The sequence below is a fragment of the Spirillospora sp. NPDC048819 genome (assembly GCF_040650055.1).
Taxonomy (GTDB): Bacteria; Actinomycetota; Actinomycetes; order Streptosporangiales; family Streptosporangiaceae; genus Spirillospora.
In genome coordinates this window covers 184,937-207,125 of sequence record NZ_JBEZGN010000002.1, presented here as the reverse complement: position 1 = coordinate 207,125, position 22,189 = coordinate 184,937, and the positions used below count along the sequence as shown (strand labels likewise).

The window sequence follows — 22,189 nt, the reverse complement described above, 5'->3', positions numbered from 1 at the left end:
GCCGATGGCCGGTGACGACGGTGACTGGTGGTTCTGCCTGAAGCACATGGAGGTCGAGCACGGGCCCGGCTGCCCCGGAAAGGACCGGATGGGCCCGTACGAGTCCGAGAGCGCGGCGGAGGGCGCCCTCGCCCTGGCGCGCGAGCGCAACGAGACGTGGCGCAAGAAGAACGGGGACGACTAGCCGGCCGGCCGACCGGCTGGCCAGGTCAGTCGATCGTCGGGCCCGACACCGTGTCGAGCAGCCGGGCGAGGCGGCGCCGGAGCCCGCGGGGACTCCTCGCGGGCTCCTCGCCCGCCGCCGCGCTGACCAGGTGCTGCGCGCCGTCGAACGACAGGAGCGCCTCCTGCGGCGGGACGGTCAGCGCCTCGTGGGCGAGGCCGCGGAGCTCGCGGTCGCCGCCCTCCAGGGCGAGGACGGTCGCCCCCGTGCGGCGCGCGTCGTCCACCCGCTCCAGCAGCGGGACGGGCGCGTCCTCCTCGGCGACGACGAACAGCGTCTCGCCGCGCCGTGCCGCTTCGAGCCGCTCCAGGCCGATCTTCAGATGAGCGGGCGCGTCCGGGGGCGGTCGCCAGCGCACCAGCGTCGGCGCCAGGCCGGGGACGTCGGCGAGGCGGCTCTCGTCGTCCAGGTGGGCCGCGAGATGCCACGGGTCGTCGCCGGGCGTGCCGACCAGCAGGAGCCCGCCCGGGGTCCGGGACGTGACCCGGAGCGCGCGGCCGAACTCCCGGGTCCGCTCCAGCCAGCCCGTGGCCGACAGCACCTCGCGCAACATGGTGATCTGCTCGGCGTCCACGGGACCATGGTGCCGCAACCGGGCGCCGGGGACGGGGCGGTTCCGCGATGTGGGAGCCCGGGGCGCGGCGCCCGGACGGCCGCCTGGCAGACTCGGCCGCATGACTGAGCAGCAGCAGAAGACGCCCTATGACCTCCCCGACGCGAGCGGCCTGTCGATCGGCATCCTCGGCGGCACGGGGGACCAGGGCAAGGGTCTCGCGCGCCGGTTCGCGCTCGCCGGCCACCGGGTGACGATCGGGTCGCGGAAGGCCGAGCGCGCCCAGCAGGCCGCCGACGACCTCGCCGGCGAGCGCGAGGGCCTCCCCGTGTCCGGCGCCGAGAACCCGGTCGCCGCCGGGGGGTCCGACATCGTGATCGTCGCGGTGCCGTGGGAGGGCCACAAGGCCACGCTGGAGTCGCTGCGCGACGAGCTGGCCGGCAAGATCGTCGTCGACTGCGTGAACCCGCTCGGCTTCGAGAAGGGCAAGGGCGCGTTCGCGCTGCCCGTCGAGGAGGGCAGCGCCGCGGAGCAGGCCGCCGCCGTCCTGACCGGCAGCCGCGTCGTCGCCGCGTTCCACCACGTCTCGGCGAAGCTGCTGCTCGACCCCGGGGTGGACGAGATGGAACTGGACGTGCTCGTCCTCGGCAACGACCGGGAGGCGACCGACCTCGTCCAGGCCCTGGCCGGCCGGATACCCGGCATGCGCGGCGTCTACGGCGGCAGGCTGCACAACGCCGGCCAGATCGAGGCGTTCACCGCCAACCTCATCTCGATGAACCGCCGCTACAAGGCGCACGCGGGGCTGCGCATCACCGACGTCTGATCGTCCGACCCGGTACGGTGCCGATGGTGAACGATCCGGAAGCGGCGAAAGGGCCGCTCGTCCTGCTGCCCTCGGCCCGGACGGGGCCGCTGCGCGCCGTCGCCAAGCGGGTCGGCTTCGCCCTGCTGCTGCTCTTCGGGACCGTGGCCGCGGTGTACGCCGACCGCGAGGGATACCGCGACGGCGCGGACGAGACGCTTTCGCTGCTGGACGCCTTCTACTACGCCACGGTGACCATCTCGACCACCGGCTACGGCGACATCACGCCGGTCAGCGAATCCGCCCGGCTCGTCAACATCCTCTTCATCACGCCCGCGCGGGTGCTGTTCCTCATCGTCCTCGTGGGCACGACCCTTGAGGTGCTGGCGGAACGTACCCGCGAAGACTGGCGCAAGGCCCGCTGGAGGACACGCGTGCGCGACCACATCGTGGTGGCCGGCTACGGCACGAAGGGCCGCAGCGCCATCAAGACCCTGCTCAGCACCGGCGTCAGCCGGGAGTCGATCGTCGTCGTGGACCCGGACCCGCGCGTGGTGGCCGAGGCGGCGGAGGCCGGGTTCGTCGGCGTCGTCGGGGACGCCACCCGCAACTCGGTGCTGAAACAGGCGGCGGTGCAGCGGGCCCGGGAGATCGTGGTCGCCAGCGCCCGCGACGACACGGCCGTGCTGGTCACCCTGACGGCGCGGCAGCTCAACCCGCACGCCGGCATCCAGGCGTCGGTGCGCGAGTCCGAGAACGTCCCGCTGCTGCGGCAGTCCGGCGCCGACCACGTGGTGACGTCCTCGGAGGCGGCCGGGCGGCTGCTCGGCGTGTCCACCAGCCAGCCGAACGTCAGCCAGGTCATCGAGGACCTGCTCGACCAGGGCAGCGGCCTCGACCTGGCGGAGCGCGAGGTGCGCCCGGACGAGGCCGGCGGCCCCGCCGGGGCGGTGCGCGAGCCGGTGCTCTCGGTGGTGCGGGACGGCCGGCTGCTGCCGTTCGACCACCCCGAATGCGCGGAACTCCGCACCGGCGACCGGCTGATCGTGGTGCGCTCCCAGCGCGGGCGGCGGGCGTCGCCCGAGGCCGGCGAATCCGAGGCGCGCGACACCGGCCGCCGCGAGAACGGTTCCTGACGGTCCGGGGGTCCGCCGCCCCTCGCGTCCGCCGGACCGGCCCCGCCGCCGCGGGGGGCGGGACCGGGTAGCGGCCGGGATCTAGTGGTAGCTGTGCTCGGCCGCCGGGTAGGCGCCGCTCACGACCTCTTCCGCGTAGCTGCGCGCGGCCTCGCTGAGCAGGCCGTTCATGTCGGCGAACTTCTTGACGAACTTCGCGGTGTGCGGGGTGAGCCCGGCCATGTCCTGCCAGACGAGGACCTGCGCGTCGGTCTGGTTGCCGCCGCCGATGCCGATCGTCGGGATGGACAGCGACGAGGTGACGCGGGCGGCGAGGTCCTCGGGGACGCATTCGAGCACGACCGAGAACGCGCCGGCCGCCTCGAGGGCCTTCGCGTCCGCCATCAGCTCGTCGCCGTCCTGGCCGCGGCCCTGCACCCGGTAGCCGCCGAACACGTTCACCGACTGCGGGGTGAGGCCGAGGTGGCCCATCACCGGGATGCCGGCGGAGACCATCGCCTCGGCCTGCGGGATGATCCGGCGGCCGCCCTCCAGCTTGACCGCGTGCGCGCCGGTCTCCTTGAGGAACCGGGTGGCGGCCGACAGCGCCTCGGGCACGCCCGTCTGGTACGAGCCGAACGGCAGGTCGGCGACGACCATGGCGCGCTTGGAGCCGCGGACGACGGCCGCGGTGAGCGGGATCAGGTCGTCGACGGTGACGGGGATGGTCGAGTCGTAGCCGTACACGACCATCGCGGCGGAGTCGCCGACGAGCAGCACGGGGATGCCGGCCTCGTCGAAGATCCGCGCGGTGAGCGCGTCGTAGGCGGTGAGCATCGGCCACTTCTCGTGCCGCTGCTTCGCGGCCGCGATGTCGCGTACGGTGACCCTCCGCCCGCTCGTACCGCCGTAGAGTGCGGTCGGCTGTGCTGGGGGTGCGACAGAAGAAGACATGCGAGAACCTCCGGTCTTGAGGCGCCACGGTGGCGTACCCAGACGGAACCGATCGTGCCACTTCGAAAACGATTCTGGTAGCCCCCGCCATTCCCGGACGGTGACGTCCCCCACACGTCGCCCCGGCGGGAATGGATTCCGAAACGGTACCGTTGCGTATCTACATGGACTCCCCCACGATCCAGCGGCGCCGCTGGTACATCCTCGGCGTGCTGACCATGAGCCTGCTGGTGGTGGTGCTCGACAACACCATCCTCAACGTCGCGCTGAAGACCATCGCCGACCCGGTCAAGGGCCTCGGCGCGACGCAGAGCGAGCTCGAGTGGTCCATCAACTCCTACACGCTGGTCTTCGCGGGCCTCCTGTTCACCTTCGGCGTGATCGGCGACCGGATCGGCCGCAAGCGGGTGCTGATCGGCGGGATGGCGGTGTTCGCGCTCGCCTCCCTGGTGTCGGCGTACGCGCAGACCCCGGACCAGCTCATCTACGCCCGCGCCCTGATGGGCCTCGGCGGCGCCGCGGTCATGCCGCAGACGCTGTCCATCATCACCAACGTCTTCGAACCGCACGAGCGCGCCCGCGCCATCGGCATCTGGGCCGGCGCCGTCGGGCTCGGCGTCGCCATCGGCCCGCTCACCGGCGGCCTGCTGCTCGCCCACTTCTGGTGGGGCTCGGTCTTCCTCGTCAACGTGCCGGTCATCGCCGTCGGCATCGCACTGATGGTGTTCCTGGTGCCCGATTCGCGCAACCCGAAGCCGGGCCGGCTCGACCCGCTCGGCGTGCTGTTGTCAGTCGTCGGCCTGGTCGTCCTGTCGTACGGCATCATCCGCGGCGGCGAGACCGGGAACTGGCTCGGGCTGCCCGTGGTCGGCCCGATCCTCGCGGGCTTCGCCGTCCTCGCGCTGTTCGTCCTGCACGAGGCCCGCAGCGACTCCCCGGCCTTCGACGTCCGGCTGTTCAGGGACCCGCGGCTGTCGGCCGCCGTCGCGTCCATCGCGCTGTGCTTCTTCGCGGCGTCCGGCGTGTTCTTCTTCGCCAACTTCTACATGCAGTCGGTGCGCGGCATGGCCCCGCTCGCGGCGGGCGCGATGCTCCTGCCGTTCGCGGCGGCCCAGCTCGCCTTCTCCGCGCGCAGCGCCCTCATGGTCCGCCGCTTCGGCGCCAAGGCCGTCTGCACGACCGGGCTGCTGCTGGTCGCCGGCGCGCTGGCGAGCTACCGGTTCATCGGCACCGACACCCCGATGTGGATCCTCGGCGTGATCTTCTTCGTGCAGGGCGCCGGGATGGCCAACGTGATGCCGCCCGCCACCGAGTCGGTCATGTCCGCGCTGCCCCGCGAGAAGGCGGGCGCAGGGTCGGCCATCAACAACGTCGCCCGGCAGGTCGCGGTCGCGATGGGCGTCGCCGTCCTCGGCTCCGTCGTCGCGTCGGTCTACCGCCGCGACCTGCACGGCGACCTCGCCGCGCTGCCCGCCGGCGTCCGGGAGGCCGCCGGCGAGTCCATCGAGGGCGCGCACGGCGTCGCCGCCCAGATGGGCGCCGCCGGGCAGGGCCTCATCGAACCCGCCAACGCCGCGTTCGTGCACGCCATGCACACCGCGTCCGCGGCCGCCGCCGTCATCGCCTTCCTCGGCGCCCTGGTCGTCTTCAAGTGGATGCCGGGACGCGCCGCCCCCGCCCCCGCGCCGGGCCCTGCGCCCGCCGTGGAACCGGCCGCGCCGCGGCGGCAGGAGAAGGCCGGCGTGTGAGCGAGCGAGCCGTGACCAAGAGCACCCGGGCGCCGGGACGGCCCCGCAGCGAGCGGGCCGAGAAGGCCATCATCGAGGCGACCCTCGACCTCCTCGCCAGGGAGTCGGGCGTGGCGGGCGTCTCCATCGAGGCGGTCGCCGCCCGCGCCGGCGTCGGCAAGACCACCATCTACCGGCGCTGGCCCAGCAAGGAGGCGCTGATCGTGGACGCGCTGGGCACGGCGAAGGCCCCGCTGCCCGAGCCGTCCGGCGCGTCCGTCCGGGAGGACCTCCTCGAGATCGCCCGCGCGCTCGCCGCCGAGCGGGGACGCCGCCACTCCCGGTGCTTCTGGAACGTGGTCGGCAGCGCGGAGAAGCACCCCGAGCTGTACGCCCGCTACAAGCAGAACATCATCGAGCCGCGGCGCGCGATCGTCCGCGACGTTCTGCGGCGCGGCGTCGCCGAAGGCGAACTGCGCGCGGACCTCGACGTGGAGGTCGCGATGTCGATGCTCGTCGGCTCCCTGACGCCGAGGAGGCTGCGGGAGCCGGTCCCCGAGGGCTACGCCGACGCCGTCGTGGACACCCTCTTGAAGGGGATCGGGGCCGTCCGGGACTGATATGGGGGCAAATGCCGAATGGTTTTCGGCCTGGTAAGCGTGATCTTCTCCCCTCGAAACGGTGTCATGCCCCATACTGTCGCTGGGTAGTGCGAAGACGACCGGCTGTCTGGAGCGCGTCAGGTGAGATCAGTGATGGCGCCGCGAGGCGATGCGCCCGCCACCGATTCCGCGTCCCGGACCCTTGTCCTGGGCATCGACGGTTCCCGGCGGATCGTGCAGTGCGGGCCGAACGCCCGGGCCGTGCTCGGCCGCGCCCCCCAGGACCTGATCGGCCGTCCCGCGACCGACCTGGTGGGGGACGAGGCGAAGGCCGAGCTGGAGGCCCTCCTCGAAGCGAACGACGTCGGCCAGGAGCGCAACGGCGTCATGACCGTGCTGCGCGGCGACGGCACGTCCGCCGACGCGGTGCTGACCGCGCAGCCGATGGTCGGCGACCCGGGTTCGGCGCCCTCCGCCCTGCTGTACGTCCGGGTCGCGCTGCCGCCGAGCGAGCGCTACCAGGACCCGGCCCTCATGCGCCGCGCGCTGATGGACGACCAGGTCACCCGGTTCGGCGCGTCCCTCGACCTCGACCAGTCCGCCCGCGGCCTCGTCGAGGTCGTCGTCCCGCACTACTGCAACGTCGCCTCGGTGCTGGTGCTGGAGAGCCTGGTCGCCGCCGACGAGGTGCACAGCGAGTCCGGCTCGGCGGTGCTGCGCCGCATCGCCGTCACCTCCGACGACGGCAACGCGGCGTGGACGTCCACGTTCCCCGTCGGCGAGGTGCTCGTCTTCCCGGAGGGCACCCCGTACCGCCAGGTCATGGAGACGGCCCGTCCCGTCCACCTGCCGAACATCGACCTGGGCGCGGCGTCCGAGATCGCCCGGCTGTGGCGGCGCGGCCCGGTGGGCGAGTTGCTGTCGGACGTGTCGATGGTGCTGCTCCCGATGATCGCCCGCGACACCCTGCTCGGGTTCATCGCCTGCACCCGCGTCCCCGGGTTCCGCAAGTTCGACGCCTACGACGTCGAGATCGGCATGGAGTTCGCCGCCCGCGCCGCGATCGTCATCGACAACGCCCGGCTGTTCAGCCGTGAGCGCGCCACCGCGCTCGCGCTTCAGCGCAGCCTGCTCCCGAACCGGCTGTCGGCGCCGTCGTCGGTCGAGGTCAGGCACCGCTACCTGCCCGGCAGCAAGCTCGTCGAGGTCGGCGGCGACTGGTACGAGTCGATCGCGCTGCCCGGCGCCCGCGTCGCCCTCATCGTCGGCGACGTCGCCGGGCACGGCGTCCGCGCCGCCGTCACCATGGGACGGCTGCGCACCGCGCTCCACACCCTCGCCAACCTGGAACTGCCGCCCGCCGACGCGCTGCACGTCATGCACGAGCTGATGATCGAGCTGGGCGAGCAGGAACCGCACTTCGCCACCTGCGTGTACGCCGTGTACGACGCGACCACCGGCACCATCGAGATCGCCTCCGCCGGGCATCTGCCGCCGCTGCTGGCCGGCCCCGCCGGAGACAACGAGTACCTGCAGGTCCCGCCCGCGCCGCCGCTCGGCGTCGCCGGCGGCGCCGCCATCGAGAGCCGCGAGTTCACCGTCGAGGACGGCAGCCTCTTCGTCATCTACACCGACGGCCTCGTCGAGAACCGCGGCCGCGACATCGACGACGGCCTCGCCCGCCTCCAGAAGATCTTCGGCCCGGACTCCGTCGACCGCCCGATGGAGGACCTCGCCAAGGCCACCCTCGCCGGCGTGTACGCCGACCAGCACCGCGACGACATCGCCGTCCTCATCGCGCGCCTGCGCCGCATCCCCGAGGACCGCCACGCCTCCTGGACCCTGCCCGCCGACCCGGCCGCCGTCCGCCGCGCCCGCGGCCTCGTCCGCACCCGGCTGGGGGAGTGGGGCCTGGAGGAGCTGGAGTACACCACCGAACTGCTGGCGTCCGAGCTGATCACCAACGCGCTGCGCTACGCGCCCGGCCCGATCGAGCTGCGCCTCCTGCTGGAGCGCACCCTGGTCTGCGAGGTCCTGGACCGGTCCGCCGCCCTGCCCCGACTGCGCCGCGCCGAGGACGACGACGAGAACGGCCGCGGCCTCCTCGTCGTCAGCCAGCTCGCGCACCGCTGGGGCACCCGCCGCACCGCCGCGGGCAAGGTCGTCTGGTGCGAGCAGATCGTCCCCGGCGTCGACCCCGACGCCTCGGAACAGGTCTCCGGCTGGCCCGGCGAAACCTGGCCCGGCGAGAACCACCACCGCGAGTAGGCCGGGGCGGCTACCTCTCGCGCCAGCGGTTGGTGATGGGCAGGCGGCGGTCCCGGCCGAAGTTCTTCGGGGTGATCTTGGGGCCGGGCGGGTACTGGCGCCGCTTGTACTCGGCGATGTCGACCATGCGGATGACGCGGTCGACGAGCGCGGGGTCGTGGCCCGCGGAGACCAGGGCGTCGCGTCCCATGTCGCGTTCGACGTAGTCGGTCAGCACCGGGTCGAGGTCGGTGTACGGCGGCAGGCTGTCGACGTCGCGCTGGCCGGGGCGCAGTTCGGCGGACGGCTCCTTCTTGATGACGGCCTCGGGGATCGGCTCCTCCGCGAACGGGTGCAGGAACGGCAGGTCGACGCCGGCCTGCGCGTTGCGCCAGCGGGCGAGTTCCCACACGGTGAGTTTGAAGACGTCCTTGATGGGGGCGAAACCCCCGGCGGAGTCGCCGTAGAGGGTGGAGTAGCCGGTGGCGAGTTCGCTCTTGTTGCCGCCGGTCAGGACGAGGTGGCCGTGCTCGTTCGACAGGCCCATCCAGATGTTGGCGCGGATGCGGGCCTGGAGGTTCTCGGCGGCGAGGCCGTGCAGGTCGAGCTGCGCCTCGAACGCCTCGACCATCCCGGCGATGGGCACGATGCGGGAGTTGACGCCCTGCCGTTTGACGAGGTCCTCGGCATCGACGACCGAACCCTCGGAGGAGTGGCGGCTCGGCAGCAGGATGGCGTGCACGTTCTCCGGGCCGATGGCGTCGGAGGCGATGGTGGCGACGAGGGCGGAGTCGATGCCGCCGGACAGGCCGAGGACGACGGAGCGGAACCCGTTCTTGCGGACGTAGTCGCGGGTGCCGAGCACGAGCGCCGCGTACACCTCGGCGAGGTCGTCCAGCGGCTCGGCGACGGTCTGCGGCTCGACCGGATAGGCCGGCAGGGGAGCGGTCGACAGGACGTGCCGGTCGATGGTGATCGTGGTGCCGTCCAGGGCGTCCACCGGGGTGCGGTCCCGGCCGGCGGAGGTGGCGGCGGGGAGCGCGAGGTCGGCGACGAGGAGGTGCTCGACGAAGCGGGGGGCGCGGGCGAGGAGCGACCCGTCGGCGCCGACGATGACGGAGTCGCCGTCGAAGACCAGCTCGTCCTGGCCGCCGACCATGTTGACGTAGGCGAGGGCGCAGCCGGCCTCGCGGGCGCGCCGGGCGCACAGGTCGAGGCGGGCGTCGTCCTTGTCGCGCTCGTACGGTGAGGCGTTGATCGCGAGCAGCAGCCCGGCGCCCGAGGCGGTGGTGGCGCTGACGGGGCCGCCGTCCTGCCAGAGGTCCTCGCAGACGGCGGTGGCGACGTCGACGCCGTGGACGCGGACGACGGGCAGCCGGTCGCCGCGCACGAAGATCCGGTACTCGTCGAACACGCCGTAGTTGGGCAGGTGGTGCTTGGCCGACCGCACCAGGACCTCCCCGCCGTGCAGCCACGCGGCGGCGTTGAGCGGCGCCCCGGCGGGCTGCCCGGACCGGACGAGCCCGACCGGCCGGCGGTCGAGGTAGCCGGTGACGACGGGCACGTCGCCGAGACCCTCGTCGGCGAGCCTGCGGGCGAGGCGGTCGAGGGCGCGCTGGGACGCCTCGACGAAGGACGCGCGCAGCGCGAGGTCCTCCACCGGGTAGCCGGTCAGCATCATCTCGGGGAAGGCGACCAGGTGCGCGTTCGCGCCGGCGGCGCGCCGGACCCAGTCGACGATCTTGTCGGCGTTGCCGTCGAGGTCGCCGACGGTCGAGTTCACCTGCGCGAGCGCGATCCTGAGCTGTGCCACGGTCCCAAGGATAAGTGTCCGGCCCCAGTTTCGTCACTATGACGAAAAGTACGCACGGGGCGTGTCCCGACGGTTGATGATCACCGGAGTGAGGCGAGGGCGTCCAGGCGCAGCGGAGCCGCGCCCGTGCCCGCCTCGTAGCGGCCCGACTCGGCCAGCCAGTCCACATGGGCGCGCGGCGTGTCCAGCAGCACCTTGACGACCTGGGCGGCGGCGGCGCGCTGCGCGACGGTGAGCTCCAGCCGGTCGAGCATCTCCGGGAGCCGGCGCGCCGCCGTCCAGGCCTCCTCGATCCGGTCCGCGATCCGGTCGGCGACCGCGGCCGCGGCCAGCGCCGGGTCCAGCCCGTGCGCACTGGTGAGGACGGCGGGCAGGTCGTGGACGTCGCCGCGGGCCGACTCCAGATCGTGGGAGGCGAGGTCGTTGGACCAGGCCACCACGTCGGCGACGCTGTTGGCGAGCGTCTTCCACCGCGGTGTGCGCAGCAGCCGGGCGGGCAGCTCGACGCCGAGGACGGGCTCGATCAGGTCGTACAGGAACGGCCCGCACGCCCGGCGGCGCAGCGGCGCGTACTCCGCCTCCGTCGGGACGTGCCGGATGCGGCGGTTGACCGACTCCTCGGCGCAGCCGTCCCGGTGCGCCTCCAGCTGCAGCATGAACCGGCGGCGCCAGTCGCGGCTCATGCCCTTGGACGTGCTGTGCCACAGCTCCACCAGCGCCGACTCCAGCGGCCGCGCCCCCGGCCGGGCATGGCCGCGCCGCATCGCGCGCAGCAGGTCGTCGTACAGCCCGTGGACGGCGCTGCCGCTGTCGGCGAGCGGCGGATGGTCCATGGTGTCGTCCAGGGCGAGCGACCACGTCAGCCAGCGGGCGAACAGGTCCACGGCGGCCAGGTCGGCGGTGGGGAAGACCCGCGCCGCGAGCCGCTCGCAGCGGGCCCGGCCGAGCGGCGAGGTGTCCGGATCTCCGAGCACCAGGCCCCGGCCGCGTGCCCAGGTCTCCACCTGCGCGCACAGCTGCCACGACTCCGGATGCATGGCCGACGGGGTGGCCAGCGCGGGCACCCGGTCGGTCATCGAGAGAAGAAGAGAGATGTCCACGACCCCGTCCACGCTAATGATCACTGCGTAGAGCGAGCATGATCGCCACGTCAAGTTTCGGGAAACCGATGCGCGGGTCCGTCATGGGCGTGCCCCGCCCGCCGTCCCGGGACCGGGAAGGCCGGGGAGTCGGATATGTTCCGTTCAGCGGTGCCGGACGCGTAACGTCGCGGTAACAGCGGCCGGGCATACTGCAAGCGTGGCCGGACCGGCGAGCGCGGTCGGCACGCGTTGCCGGCCCTGCACCGGCAAGGTCAACGGCAAGGTCATCTGCAGGGCAGTACCGAGGGAGAAGGCTTTGGACCGTCAGCAGGAGTTCGTGCTCCGCACGCTGGAGGAGCGCGACATCCGCTTCATCCGGCTGTGGTTCACCGACGTGCTCGGCTTCCTGAAGTCCGTGGCCGTCGCCCCGGCCGAGCTGGAGGGCGCCTTCGGTGAGGGCATCGGGTTCGACGGGTCGGCGATCGAGGGCTTCGCGCGCGTGTACGAGGCCGACATGATCGCCAAGCCGGACCCGTCCACGTTCCAGGTGCTGCCGTGGCGGTCGGAGTCGCCCGGCGTGGGCCGGATGTTCTGCGACATCCTCATGCCGGACGGGACGCCGAGCTTCGCCGACCCCCGCTACGTCCTCAAGCGGGCGCTGTCGCGGGCCGCCGACCTCGGGTTCACCTTCTACACCCACCCCGAGATCGAGTTCTTCCTCCTCAACGACAAGCCGGAGGACGGCCGCGAGCCCGAGCCCGCCGACTCCGGCGGCTACTTCGACCACACCCCGCACAGCGCCGCGCACGACTTCCGCCGCAACGCGATCATGATGCTGGAGGCGATGGGCATCTCGGTGGAGTACAGCCACCACGAGGGCGCCCCCGGCCAGCAGGAGATCGACCTCCGATACGCCGACGCGCTCACCACCGCCGACAACATCATGACGTTCCGGCTGGTGATGAAGGAGGTCGCGCTGGAGCAGGGCGTCCACGCGTCCTTCATGCCGAAGCCGTTCACCGAGCACCCCGGCTCGGGCATGCACACCCACATGTCGCTGTTCGAAGGCGACCGCAACGCCTTCTACGAGCCGGGCGCGGAGTTCAAGCTGTCCAAGGTCGGGCGGGCGTTCATCGCCGGGCTCCTGCGCCACTCCGCGGAGATCACCGCGGTGTGCAACCAGTGGGTCAACTCCTACAAGCGGCTGTGGGGCAACGTCGGCTCCGCCGCGGGCGCCGGGGGAGAGGCCCCGTCCTACATCTGCTGGGGCCACAACAACCGGTCCGCCCTCGTCCGCGTCCCGATGTACAAGCCGCACAAGGGCCACTCGACCCGCATCGAGTTCCGGTCGCTGGACACGGCCGCGAACCCCTACCTGGCGTTCGCGGCGATCCTCGGCGCCGGGCTGAAGGGCATCGAGGAGGGCTACGAGCTGCCGCCGGGCGCGGAGGACGACGTGTGGGCGCTCACCGTGGCCGAGCGCCGCGCCCTCGGCATCGAGCCGCTCCCGCAGGACCTGGACGACGCCATCCACGCGATGGAGCGCAGCGAGCTGATGGCCGACGTCCTCGGCGAGCACGTCTTCGACTTCTTCCTCCGCAACAAGCGCCAGGAATGGGAGGACTACCGGCGCCAGGTGACCGAGTTCGAGCGCAAGCGGCTGCTGGCGGTCCTCTAACCGTCCTCCAGCCCCCACCCCCACCCGCCGCCATCCGACGGACGAGCTCCGCTCGGTGCCCTGTCGGAATACGGTGGAGCCTGTGACCGAGTCCTGGACTCCCGACCGCCGTCCCTCCCTCGCCGGGCGCCTGGCGAGGCTCGGCTTCACCGACGTGGCCCGCGCCGAACGGCTCCTCGTTGAGGCCGAGCGGGACACCGGCGCCCGCGTCGGCGACGACCTGCTCGACGCCCTCGGCGGCACCGCCGACCCCGACCTGGCGCTGGACGGGCTGCTCCGCCTCCTCGCCGCCGCCTCCGAGCACGGTGCCGGCGGCGAGCTGCGGGAGGCCCTGGCCGGAGAGCCCGGCACCCGGGAGCGGCTCACCGCCGTCCTCGGGGTCAGCGCCGCGCTCGGCGACCATCTGGCCCGCCATCCGGACCACTGGGCGGTGCTGCGCGACGGCGCGGGCCCGCCCGCCGGGAGCGCCCGCGACGACCTGCTGGCCGCCGTCGGCGCGGACCCGGCCGCCGCGGAGCCCGTCGCGTCCGGATCCGGCCCCGAGCCCCTCGTCGCGCTGCGCGTCGCGTACCGCAGGCGGCTCCTCGCCCTGGCGGGACGCGACCTGATCGGCGTCGCCGACGTCGCCGACGTCGCCGCCGAGCTGGCCGGCCTCGCCGCCGCCGCGCTGGAGGCGGGCCTCGCCGTCGGCCGCGCCGAGGTCCCCGGGCACGGGGCGTGCCGGCTCGCCGTCATCGGCATGGGCAAGTGCGGGGGAGGCGAGCTGAACTACGTCAGCGACGTCGACGTGATCTTCGTCGCCGAAGCGCGCGAGGGCGAGCCCGAGGACGCCGCGCTGCGCACCGCGGCGCGGCTGGCGTCGGCGATGATGCGGGCCTGCTCGTCCAGCACCGAGGAGGGCTCGCTCTGGGAGGTGGACGCGGCGCTGCGGCCCGAGGGCAAGGCCGGGCCGCTCGTGCGGACCCTCGCCAGCCACCGCGCCTACTACGAGCGCTGGGCCAAGACGTGGGAGTTCCAGGCGCTGCTGAAGGCCCGTCCCGTCGCCGGCGACGCGGGCCTCGGCGCCCGGTACCTGGACACCATCACCCCGATCGTGTGGAAGGCCGCCGAGGGGGAGAGCTTCGTCGAGGACGTCCAGGCCATGCGGCGCCGCGTCGAGGCCGACCTGAACCAGCGGACCGCCGATTCCGAACGCCAGCTCAAGCTCGGCCCCGGCGGGCTGCGGGACGTCGAGTTCTCGGTGCAGCTGCTCCAGCTCGTCCACGGCCGCGCGGACGAGACGCTCCGCAGCCCGACCACGCTGGACGCCCTCGCCGACCTGTCGCAGGGCGGGTACGTCGGACGCGACGACGCGGCGGCGCTGGCCTCCGCGTACCGGTTCCTGCGGCGGGTGGAGCACCTCGTCCAGTTGCACCGGCTCCGCCGCACCCATCTCGTCCCCGGCGACGAGGACGGCCTGCGCCGCCTCGGCCGGGCCCTCGGCCTGCGCACCGACCCGGTCGGGGAGTTCACCGCGCTGTGGCGGCGGCACGCACGCGAGGTCCGCCGCATCCACGAGAAGCTGTTCTACCGGCCGCTGCTGCGGGCCGTGGCGCGGCTGCCGGGAGAGGAGGCCCGGCTCACCCCCGAGGCCGCCCGCACCCGGCTGGAGGCCCTCGGCTACGCCGACCCGGCGGGCGCGCTCCGCCACATCGAGGCGCTGACCTCCGGGGTGTCGCGGCGCGCCGCGATCCAGCGGACGCTGCTGCCGGTCATGCTCGGCTGGTTCGCCGACGCGCCCGACCCGGACGCGGGCCTGCTCGGCTTCCGGCAGGTCAGCGACGCGCTCGGCACCACCCCCTGGTATCTGCGGCTGCTGCGCGACGAGGTGACGGTCGCCGAGCGGATGGCCTGGGTGCTCGGATCCAGCCGCTACGCCACCGACCTGCTGCTGCGCGCCCCCGAGGCGGTCGCGATCCTCGGCAGCGACGCCGACCTGGCCCCGCGTCCCTTCGAAGCCCTCCGCTCGGAGGCCCTGGCCGCGGTACGCCGCTACACCGAGGACACGGCGTCGGCGGAGGAGGCGGTGGGGGTGGTGCGGGGGCTGCGCCGCCGGGAGCTGTTCCGCGTCGCGGTCGCCGACCTGCTCGGGATGGCGGACGTCCGGACGGTCGGGGAGGCCCTCACCGGCATCGCCACCGTCACCGTCGAGGCCGCGCTCCGCGCCGCCGCCAACAAGATCGAGGCGGCGGCGGGGGAGCCGCTGCCGACCCGGATGGCGGTCGTCGCGATGGGCCGGTTCGGCGGCCACGAACTCGGCTACGGCAGCGACGCCGACGTGATGTTCGTCCACGACCCGCTGCCCGGCGCGGACGAGCGGGCGGCCGGGCGCGCCGCCCACGCCGTCGCCGAGGAACTGCGCCGGCTCCTCGCGCTGCCCGCCCCGGACCCGCCGCTGGAGATCGACCCGAACCTGCGGCCGGAGGGCCGGCAGGGCCCGCTGGTCCGCACGCTGGCGTCCTACGCCGCCTACTACGCCCGCTGGTCGGAGCCCTGGGAGGCGCAGGCGCTGCTGCGCGCCGACCCGCTGATCGGCGACGCGGGACTGCGCGACCGGTTCCGCGCCCTGATCGACCCGGTCCGCTGGCCGGAGGACGGCGTCGACGACGCGGCCGTCCGGCAGATCCGGCGGCTGAAGGCCCGGATGGAGTCCGAGCGGCTCCCGCGCGGCGTCGAGCGGCGGCTGCACACCAAGCTCGGCCCCGGCGGCCTCGCCGACGTCGAGTGGGTCGCGCAGCTCCTGCAGCTCAGGCACGCGCACGAGATCCCCGGCCTGCGCACCACCCGCACCCTGGACGCGCTGGACGCGGCGGTCGGCGCCCGCCTCCTGGACGCCGAGGACGCCGCCGTCCTCGAAGAGGCGTGGTGCCTGGCGACCCGCATCCGGGGCGCGATCATGCTGGTGCGGGGCCGCGCGTCGGACCTGCTGCCCACCGACCATCACCGGGAGCGCAGCGCCGTCACCCGCGTCCTCGGCTATCCGGGGGCGGGAGACCTTCTGGAGGATCACCGCCGCCACACCCGCCGCGCCCGCGCGGTCGTCGACCGCGTGTTCTACGGCGCGGAGTGACCGGCCGGTGTACTACCAGGGGAGTACGCGAGGGTCAGGTGCGTCCGGCGCACCGGGTGGCGGCGGAGCCGGCCGCGGATCCGCTCGGGCGGCGGCTGGTGCGCTGCGCAAGGCGGTGGGACGCGCGGGCCCGCGCGACGAGGAGCGGTTTCGGGCACCGCATGTAGAGCACCCACGACACCCACAGCGCGCCGCTGACCAGCGCGATCCCGGCCACGGCGTCCAGGACGTAGTGGTTGGCGGTGGAAAGGATCACCACGACGGTCGTCGCGGGATACAGGGCGCCGAGAGCTTTGGCCCATTTCTGCGAGGCCAGCTTGACCAGGATGACCCCGCACCAAAGGGCCCATCCCGCGTGCATCGACGGCATCGCCGCGTACTGGTTGGTGAGGGTCCCCGAGGCGTCGCTGGCGTACAGGCCGAGCGAGTGCAGCGCGGTCACCGGGTCGACGAAACCCTCGCTGTGCAGGAACCTCGGCGGCGCCAGCGGGTACAGCCAGAACCCGATCAGCGCGACACCGGTGGCCACCATGATCGACGTGCGGAGCCACCGGTAGTGCTGCGGCCGGTAGCGGTACAGCCAGATGACCACGGCGAGCGTCACGATGAAGTGCATCGTGGCGTAGAAGACGTTGGCCGTGCGCGCCAGCCAGGGGATCGCCAGCAGCGTCTCATTGAGGTAAAGCTCGACGTCCAGCCCCAGGGCCCGCTCCACGTTCAGGATCTGGTCGGCGTGCGCGAACGCCGGCCCCGTCCCGTCTTGAACCAGAACGATGCGCGTCAGCGTATATCCGGTATAGAAGAGAACGACCAGGAGAAGCTCACGCCACACCGGAGGTGCGGCGAGCACCCTGCGCCGCATCGTCGCGGCCGGCTTTCGCTGCTCGCCCTGCCTGGCCTCGGCGGCCTGGCCTCGGCGGGCTGCTGGGGGGGCGGTTTGAGCCATGGTACCTATCTTTGCCGCACGGCCCCCTGACTGTGATCACCGCGGCGAATGGTCTTCATCTCAGACTTGAGTAGTACGACCCTGATGCGGTATCCGGACTTTCGGGGGAGAGACCCGGGGGTTGCCTCCCCCTCTGCTCCTCCCCCCGCGCGTGGAGCCTCTGAAGTTGATCGTGAGTCAGCATAGGAGGCTCTGGGTAGGTCCCGGTCACCCCCCGTGAAACGAACGGGGGGACGAATGGCCCATCACAGGGCGATACCTGGCACATTGCTGGTCGGCGCGGGTGCGCTGGCCGTTTCCGGACTGATCTCCTGCCTCGGTGGGACGTCCGTGCAGCGCACGGAGACGACGACGCCCGCCGCGGCGGTGAGCGTGCACCGCGCCGCCGTCCGTCCACCGGACTGGAAGCGCTGCACCGGCCTCCCGGAACCGCCGGCGGACACCGAGACGCCACCGGACGCCTTCCGCTGCGCGACCCTGAAGGTGCCCCTCGACTACGCGCGACCCGCCGGCGAGAAGATCGGCATCGCGCTGATCAAGATCCCCGCGACCGACCGGCGGCACCGCATCGGCTCGCTGCTGTTCAACTTCGGCGGACCCGGCGGCGACGGCGTCGACACGCTCGCCCAGGTCGCGGACCAGTACGCCGAGCTCGGCACCCGCTACGACCTCGTCGCGTTCGACCCCCGCGGCGTCGGCCGCAGCGCCCCCGTGACCTGCGTCGGCGACCGGCGCATGGACAAGATCACCGCCCGCGACGACAGCCCCGACACCGCCGCCGAGGAGAAGGCGTACATCGACGGCCGCGCCGCTTACGTGCAAGGGTGCGAGGCCCGCTCCGGCGAACTCCTGCCTCATGTCGGCACCCTCAACGCGGCCCGCGACATGGAAATGATCCGCATCGCCCTCGGCGAACGGAAACTCCACTACTTCGGGGTCTCCTACGGCACCTGGCTCGGCGGCGCCTACGCGCACCAGTTCCCGGACAAGGTCGGACGCGCCGTCCTCGACGCCGCCGTCGACACCGGGATCGGCAGCGCGGACCTCGCCCTCCAGCAGGCCGCCGCGTTCCAGCGCGCCCTCCGCGACTTCGGCGACGCCTGCGCACGGCTCGGCAGGAAGCACTGCCCACTGGGCGCCGACGGCCCGTCCGTCGTGAAGTCCATCGGACGGATCCTGGACGGCCTCGACCGGAAACCCCTGCCCACGTCCGGCGACCGCAGGCTGACCCAGAGCCTCGGCACCTCCGGTGTGGCCGCCGCGCTGTACTCGCGCAGCGCCTGGCCGTACCTCGCGCAGGGCCTCGTCGACGCGGTCAAGCGCCGCGACGGGTCGCTGCTGCTCATGCTCGCCGACGTCCAGAACGGCCGCAACGAGGACGGGACCTACACCAACCTCGCCGCCGCCAACACGGCGATCACCTGCGCGGACGGCACCGACCGCCACAGCCCGTCCGACGTCCGGCGGCTCCTGCCGAAGTTCCGCAACGCCTCACCGATCTTCGGGACCTCCATGGCGTGGGGCCTGCTGCAATGCACGGGCTGGCCGGTGCCGGGCGACGACGCGGCCCGCGAGGTGTCCGCCCCGTCCGCCGCGCCGATCCTCGTCGTGGGCAACACCGGCGACCCGGCCACCCCCTACGCGTGGGCCCCCGCCCTCACCAGGGAACTGGGCGGGCGGGCGACGCTCCTCACCCTCGACGGGGAGGGCCACGGCGCCTACGACACCGGCGACCCGTGCGTCCGCAAGACCGTGAACGCCTACCTCCTGCGCGGACGAGTCCCGGCCGCCGGCACGACCTGCGACTAGACGACCTGCTCCACCTTCATCGGCTCGCGGAGGGCGTTGCCGACCGTGCAGTACCTCTCGTGCACCCGCGCGGCCACGGACTTCAGCACGTCCTCGGCCTTGTCGTCGCCGTCGGGCAGCTCAACGTCATAGGTGACCGTGATCGTGCCCAGCGTGCTCGTCGCGACCTTGTCGGCCTGGACGGTCGCGGCGAGCCGCGCCATCCGGTGCCCGCGCTGCGCGGTCAGGGGCTCCACGGTGACCAGCTCACACCCGCCGAGCGCCGCCAGCAGCAGCTCCACCGGCGTGAACACCCCCTCGGTGCCGGAGTCCCCGATGGCGACCGCCGCGCCCCGGCCGTTGACGGCCTGGAAACCATCTGCGGTGCGCTCCACCCTGACCTCGGCCATGACACATCCCCTTTGATCGTCCTGGTCTCCGCTCACGTGAACAGCGACTCCGGTGCCGTTCTTCCCAGGGCTCAGGACGTGCCGAGGCGCTCCTGCTCCTCTGCGACGATCTGGCGGGCGAGGGTCTGCTCGGAGATGTCGGTCGCGTCCGGGGTCTGCTCCGCCAGGTCGCTGCGCCGCGCGTACTGGTCGAACAGCCTGGTCTTGGTGCGCAGGATCTTCAGCATCCGCTCGTCCACGCTGTCGGGTGTGAGCAGGCGGTGCACCTGCACGGTCCGCACCTGGCCCATCCGGTGGGCGCGGGCGACCGCCTGCGTCTCCATGGTCGGCTTGACCTGCGGCTCGCACAGGATCACCACCGACGCCGCCTGGAGATTGAGGCCGACCCCGCCCGCCTGGATCTGGGCGAGCAGGACGGCGTGCCCGGGGGCGGCGGTGAACTCGTCCACCACCTCCTGGCGTCGCGCCGGCGGGACGTCGCCCGAGAGCGGCCCGTGCGCGTCCGGCCCGAGCGCGGCCTCGACGGCGGCCAGCACGTCCCGGAAGTAGGAGAACACCACGACCTTCAGCTCGTTCGCCTCGGCCTCCTCGACCAGCTCCAGCAGCCGGTCGAGCTTGGCGGACTTCTTCGGGACGGCGTACGCGGCGCGGCGCATCGCCATGAAGTTGCCGGCCGCCACCGCCCGCCGGTAGGCCGCCCCGTCGGCCGCGCTGAACTCCTCCAGCTCGTCCACGTGCACGACCTCCGGCAGCTCCACCAGCACGTCCTTCTGGTTGCGCCGCAGGTAGACGGGAGCGACCGCCGACCGGAACGCCTGCGCACCGAGCACCGCCTCGCCCGGGCTGACCTGCTTCGCCACCTCCGGCCGCAGGTGCGCGACCAGGCTGCGGAACTCCTCGACGCGGTTCTCCATCGGCGTTCCCGTGAGGAACAGCACCCGGTCCACCCGGCGGCACCACGACGCGACGGTCTTGGCGCGCCGGGTCTCGTGGTTCTTGGCGTAGTGGGCCTCGTCCACCACGAACATCGTCACGTCGACGTCGAGGGGGACGTCCAGCATGGGCAGCGTGGCGAAGGTCGTGACCCCGATACCGCCGTCGGCGACGAACTTGGCCAGCGCGTCGTCGCGGCCCGGGCCGTGCAGCGGATGCGCGGGAATCGTGCTGCGCGCCTCGATCTCGCGCACCCAGTTGATCAGCACGCTCGCCGGGCACGCCACCACGAAATGCGTCCCGCCCTCGGCCCGCAGATGGGCGATCGCCGCGATCGCCTGGATCGTCTTCCCGAGCCCCATCTCGTCCCCGATGATCACCCGCTGCTGGACGAGCGCGAACCGGGCCCCGAACGACTGGTACCCGCGCAGCGAGACCCGCCGGTAGGTGTCGTCGAGCGGCTGCGCTTTGACCCGGGCGGCCAGATCACTCGGGACGAACCCCTCGGCGGCCTCCCGCGCGGGCTCCAAGGACGCCAGCTCCGCCAGGAGGGTCTGGTAGTCGGACGCGCGCAGCTCGAAATCGATCCACGCCTCGTCCGCCGAGACGGCCGGCCGCAGCAGATCGACCGACGCCTGCGACATCAGCAGTCCGGTGTCCCGCGAGCCCTCGGCCTCCACGGCCTGCGCCAGCTCGGTCAGCGCCTTCTCCGCACGCTCCCGCTTGGCCGGCCGCGCGAACAACCTCCGCCACCACGATCCCGCCGGCCGGGCATCATGCGTCAGCGGGCCGAGCCGCTCCGCCAGCCGCTCCGCCGCCGCGCGGGCGCGCGGAACGTCCGGCCCGGCGTTCACCAGCCGATGCAGCGCGATGACCAGCGGCGTCGTCACGTCGTCCTGCCGCTCCAGGTCGACCCGTATCCCGGCCGACCGCTCCGCCGCCTCAGCCAGGCTGCCCGCCGCCGCATGCACCTGCGCCGCGGTCTGCGGCCCGATCCCCGGCACGAGCTGCAGCCGGTACCGGGTCGTCCCCAGAACGTCCGCGACGGTCGCGAACCCCGCCTTCTCCAGCGCGCCGACACGCAGCCGCCCGCCGGTGACGTCCTTCAGCCGCTCCACCGGGATCGACGCGAGCTGCCCCCGCGCGGCCTCGGCCCGCAGCGGCGCCAGCCCCCGCTGCACCTCCGCGAGCGCCCGGTCGTGGTCGGCCAGCAGCTGACGCGCGGCACCCAGCAGGGAGTTCCCGTCCCGCAGGACGTCCTTGGGGTCGTACGCCATCCCGCTCCTCAACCACATCGCCCCGGACATGATGCCAGCCCCCGAAATTCTGCGCCCCGCCCGAGGGGGCACGATCCAGCGGGACAAGGTTTCACGCAGGCGCTGACGTCGGCGGACAATCCGGGGTGACCCTGCCCTTCGAGTTCGTCGAGCTCGCCCGGCGGTACGGGCGCGGCGCGTTCTGCGATGAGTTCTCCTGCTTCGACCTTGAAGAGATGATCAATAAAGGCCGCGGGTGGCTGAAGGACAAGCGGTTGCTTCTCCAGGACGACGGCGAGAAATGCCCGCACCCCGTTCACCCGGAGCCCGGGGGACTGGTGTTGTGGGGATCGGACTCGGTCGGCGGGGTGCTGTGCTGGCTGACGGAGCCCGTCGGCTCACCCGAACGGTGGCAGACCGTCCACTGGACGATCGACGACGAGTTCGTGTACCCCGAGGGTGGCGTGGCCGCCGCACTCACCGGGTTGATCGAGGACCTGCTGGCGAGGAGGAGGGAGGACGGCCAGGACGTCGATGGCGCCTGGTTCGACCCGTACCGCAGGAACGTCCACGTATACCTGCAACTGGCGGAAGCCGATGGCGCGCCGCCGTACGAAGAGCGACTCCGCGTCCTGCGCGCACGCCTTGCGCCGACCAGCGCGCGCGGCGGCTCCAAAGGCGTCCTGCCGTTGTACGGCACCGCGCATTGGCCCGAACTGGAGTGACTGCCCCTCTCCCGATGGACGATGCGGCTGCTCAACCGTGGCGCCCACCTGGAGTCGATCCGTCCTGCGCTGGCCGCCGCCTACCCCGACTTCGATCCGGACACCGAGATCGACCATGTCACCATGCCCGACCGCACCGAACAGCGGGCGAAGGACAACCAGCGCAGACTCGCCGCCCGCACTGAATTCGAACCCACACGACATCAACGCTGAACATCCTTTT

The 22,189-nt window shown here is 72.9% G+C and carries 18 protein-coding genes; 11 read left to right on the top strand and 7 right to left on the bottom strand.

Annotated elements, in window-relative coordinates:
- The first annotated feature begins 4 nt into the window (after positions 1–4).
- Complete coding sequence (locus AB0C35_RS04035) at positions 5–184, top strand: hypothetical protein (protein WP_358450250.1); 180 nt, start codon at positions 5–7, stop codon at positions 182–184.
- Positions 185–209: 25 nt separating this feature from the next.
- Here AB0C35_RS04035 and AB0C35_RS04030 read toward each other — a convergent pair whose 3' ends face one another.
- Positions 210–797 carry a hypothetical protein gene (locus tag AB0C35_RS04030; protein WP_358450248.1) on the bottom strand — a complete coding sequence of 196 codons (588 nt, stop codon included), beginning with the start codon at positions 795–797 and terminating at the stop codon, positions 210–212.
- 100 nt (positions 798–897) lie between these two features.
- Between AB0C35_RS04030 and npdG the strand changes: the two genes are divergently transcribed.
- Complete coding sequence (npdG, locus tag AB0C35_RS04025; RefSeq protein WP_358450246.1) at positions 898–1,602, top strand: NADPH-dependent F420 reductase; 705 nt, start codon at positions 898–900, stop codon at positions 1,600–1,602.
- Between the two features lie 26 nt (positions 1,603–1,628).
- A complete protein-coding gene (locus AB0C35_RS04020; RefSeq protein ID WP_358450244.1) occupies positions 1,629–2,717 on the top strand; it encodes an NAD-binding protein in 1,089 nt (362 codons plus the stop codon).
- Positions 2,718–2,798: 81 nt separating this feature from the next.
- On the opposite strand, the gene panB is transcribed toward AB0C35_RS04020, so the two are convergent.
- The gene (gene panB / locus AB0C35_RS04015) at positions 2,799–3,650 is read right to left on the bottom strand and encodes a 3-methyl-2-oxobutanoate hydroxymethyltransferase (protein ID WP_358450242.1); all 852 of its coding nucleotides are present in this window, start codon (positions 3,648–3,650) and stop codon (positions 2,799–2,801) included.
- 164 nt (positions 3,651–3,814) lie between these two features.
- Between panB and AB0C35_RS04010 the strand changes: the two genes are divergently transcribed.
- From AB0C35_RS04010 to AB0C35_RS04000, 3 genes are all read left to right on the top strand, one after another.
- Positions 3,815–5,398: an MFS transporter gene (locus tag AB0C35_RS04010; RefSeq protein ID WP_358450240.1), complete on the top strand. Its 1,584-nt coding sequence runs from the start codon at positions 3,815–3,817 to the stop codon at positions 5,396–5,398.
- On the top strand, positions 5,395–5,997 hold the full coding sequence (locus tag AB0C35_RS04005; RefSeq protein ID WP_358450238.1) for a TetR/AcrR family transcriptional regulator: 603 nt from the start codon (positions 5,395–5,397) through the stop codon (positions 5,995–5,997). The genes AB0C35_RS04010 and AB0C35_RS04005 overlap by 4 nt, the downstream gene beginning before the upstream one ends.
- A 123-nt stretch (positions 5,998–6,120) precedes the next feature.
- The gene (locus AB0C35_RS04000; RefSeq protein ID WP_358450236.1) at positions 6,121–8,247 is read left to right on the top strand and encodes a SpoIIE family protein phosphatase; all 2,127 of its coding nucleotides are present in this window, start codon (positions 6,121–6,123) and stop codon (positions 8,245–8,247) included.
- Between the two features lie 10 nt (positions 8,248–8,257).
- Here AB0C35_RS04000 and AB0C35_RS03995 read toward each other — a convergent pair whose 3' ends face one another.
- Together AB0C35_RS03995 and AB0C35_RS03990 are read right to left on the bottom strand one after the other, a co-directional pair.
- A complete protein-coding gene (locus AB0C35_RS03995; RefSeq protein ID WP_358450234.1) occupies positions 8,258–10,039 on the bottom strand; it encodes an NAD+ synthase in 1,782 nt (593 codons plus the stop codon).
- Positions 10,040–10,119: 80 nt separating this feature from the next.
- Positions 10,120–11,115: a terpene synthase family protein gene (locus AB0C35_RS03990; RefSeq protein ID WP_358450232.1), complete on the bottom strand. Its 996-nt coding sequence runs from the start codon at positions 11,113–11,115 to the stop codon at positions 10,120–10,122.
- Positions 11,116–11,437: 322 nt separating this feature from the next.
- On the opposite strand from AB0C35_RS03990, the gene AB0C35_RS03985 reads away from it, so the two are divergent.
- Together AB0C35_RS03985 and AB0C35_RS03980 are read left to right on the top strand one after the other, a co-directional pair.
- Complete coding sequence (locus tag AB0C35_RS03985) at positions 11,438–12,799, top strand: glutamine synthetase family protein (protein ID WP_358450230.1); 1,362 nt, start codon at positions 11,438–11,440, stop codon at positions 12,797–12,799.
- Positions 12,800–12,881: 82 nt separating this feature from the next.
- Positions 12,882–15,908, top strand: a complete 3,027-nt coding sequence (locus tag AB0C35_RS03980; RefSeq protein ID WP_358450228.1) for a bifunctional [glutamine synthetase] adenylyltransferase/[glutamine synthetase]-adenylyl-L-tyrosine phosphorylase — start codon at positions 12,882–12,884, stop codon at positions 15,906–15,908.
- 34 nt (positions 15,909–15,942) lie between these two features.
- On the opposite strand, the gene AB0C35_RS03975 is transcribed toward AB0C35_RS03980, so the two are convergent.
- Positions 15,943–16,854 (bottom strand): phosphatase PAP2 family protein, encoded by a 912-nt coding sequence (locus tag AB0C35_RS03975; protein ID WP_358450226.1) that lies wholly within the window; start codon positions 16,852–16,854, stop codon positions 15,943–15,945.
- Between the two features lie 237 nt (positions 16,855–17,091).
- Here AB0C35_RS03975 and AB0C35_RS03970 point away from each other — a divergent pair, with 237 nt between their 5' ends.
- Positions 17,092–18,663 (top strand): alpha/beta hydrolase, encoded by a 1,572-nt coding sequence (locus AB0C35_RS03970; protein WP_358450224.1) that lies wholly within the window; start codon positions 17,092–17,094, stop codon positions 18,661–18,663.
- Here AB0C35_RS03970 and AB0C35_RS03965 read toward each other — a convergent pair.
- Complete coding sequence (locus AB0C35_RS03965; protein ID WP_358450222.1) at positions 18,660–19,052, bottom strand: OsmC family protein; 393 nt, start codon at positions 19,050–19,052, stop codon at positions 18,660–18,662. The genes AB0C35_RS03970 and AB0C35_RS03965 overlap by 4 nt on opposite strands.
- Before the next feature lie 71 nt (positions 19,053–19,123).
- Entirely contained in the window at positions 19,124–21,262 is a 2,139-nt protein-coding gene (locus tag AB0C35_RS03960) for a DEAD/DEAH box helicase (RefSeq protein WP_358450220.1), read from the bottom strand.
- Positions 21,263–21,387: 125 nt separating this feature from the next.
- Here AB0C35_RS03960 and AB0C35_RS03955 point away from each other — a divergent pair, with 125 nt between their 5' ends.
- Entirely contained in the window at positions 21,388–21,966 is a 579-nt protein-coding gene (locus tag AB0C35_RS03955; protein WP_358450218.1) for a hypothetical protein, read from the top strand.
- Between the two features lie 21 nt (positions 21,967–21,987).
- On the top strand, positions 21,988–22,179 hold the full coding sequence (locus AB0C35_RS03950) for a hypothetical protein (RefSeq protein ID WP_358450216.1): 192 nt from the start codon (positions 21,988–21,990) through the stop codon (positions 22,177–22,179).
- Positions 22,180–22,189: the final 10 nt, after the last annotated feature.

Coding starts and splice junctions, on each gene's coding strand:
- npdG (WP_358450246.1), top strand. CDS start 898: ATGACTGAGCAGCAGCAGAAGACGCCCTATGACCTCCCCGACGCGAGC.
- AB0C35_RS04010 (WP_358450240.1), top strand. CDS start 3,815: ATGGACTCCCCCACGATCCAGCGGCGCCGCTGGTACATCCTCGGCGTG.
- AB0C35_RS03970 (WP_358450224.1), top strand. CDS start 17,092: ATGGCCCATCACAGGGCGATACCTGGCACATTGCTGGTCGGCGCGGGT.
- AB0C35_RS03960 (WP_358450220.1), bottom strand. CDS start 21,262: ATGGCGTACGACCCCAAGGACGTCCTGCGGGACGGGAACTCCCTGCTG.
- AB0C35_RS03990 (WP_358450232.1), bottom strand. CDS start 11,115: ATGACCGACCGGGTGCCCGCGCTGGCCACCCCGTCGGCCATGCATCCG.
- AB0C35_RS04035 (WP_358450250.1), top strand. CDS start 5: ATGGCCGGTGACGACGGTGACTGGTGGTTCTGCCTGAAGCACATGGAG.
- AB0C35_RS03975 (WP_358450226.1), bottom strand. CDS start 16,854: ATGGCTCAAACCGCCCCCCCAGCAGCCCGCCGAGGCCAGGCCGCCGAG.
- AB0C35_RS03950 (WP_358450216.1), top strand. CDS start 21,988: ATGCGGCTGCTCAACCGTGGCGCCCACCTGGAGTCGATCCGTCCTGCG.
- AB0C35_RS03965 (WP_358450222.1), bottom strand. CDS start 19,052: ATGGCCGAGGTCAGGGTGGAGCGCACCGCAGATGGTTTCCAGGCCGTC.
- panB (WP_358450242.1), bottom strand. CDS start 3,650: ATGTCTTCTTCTGTCGCACCCCCAGCACAGCCGACCGCACTCTACGGC.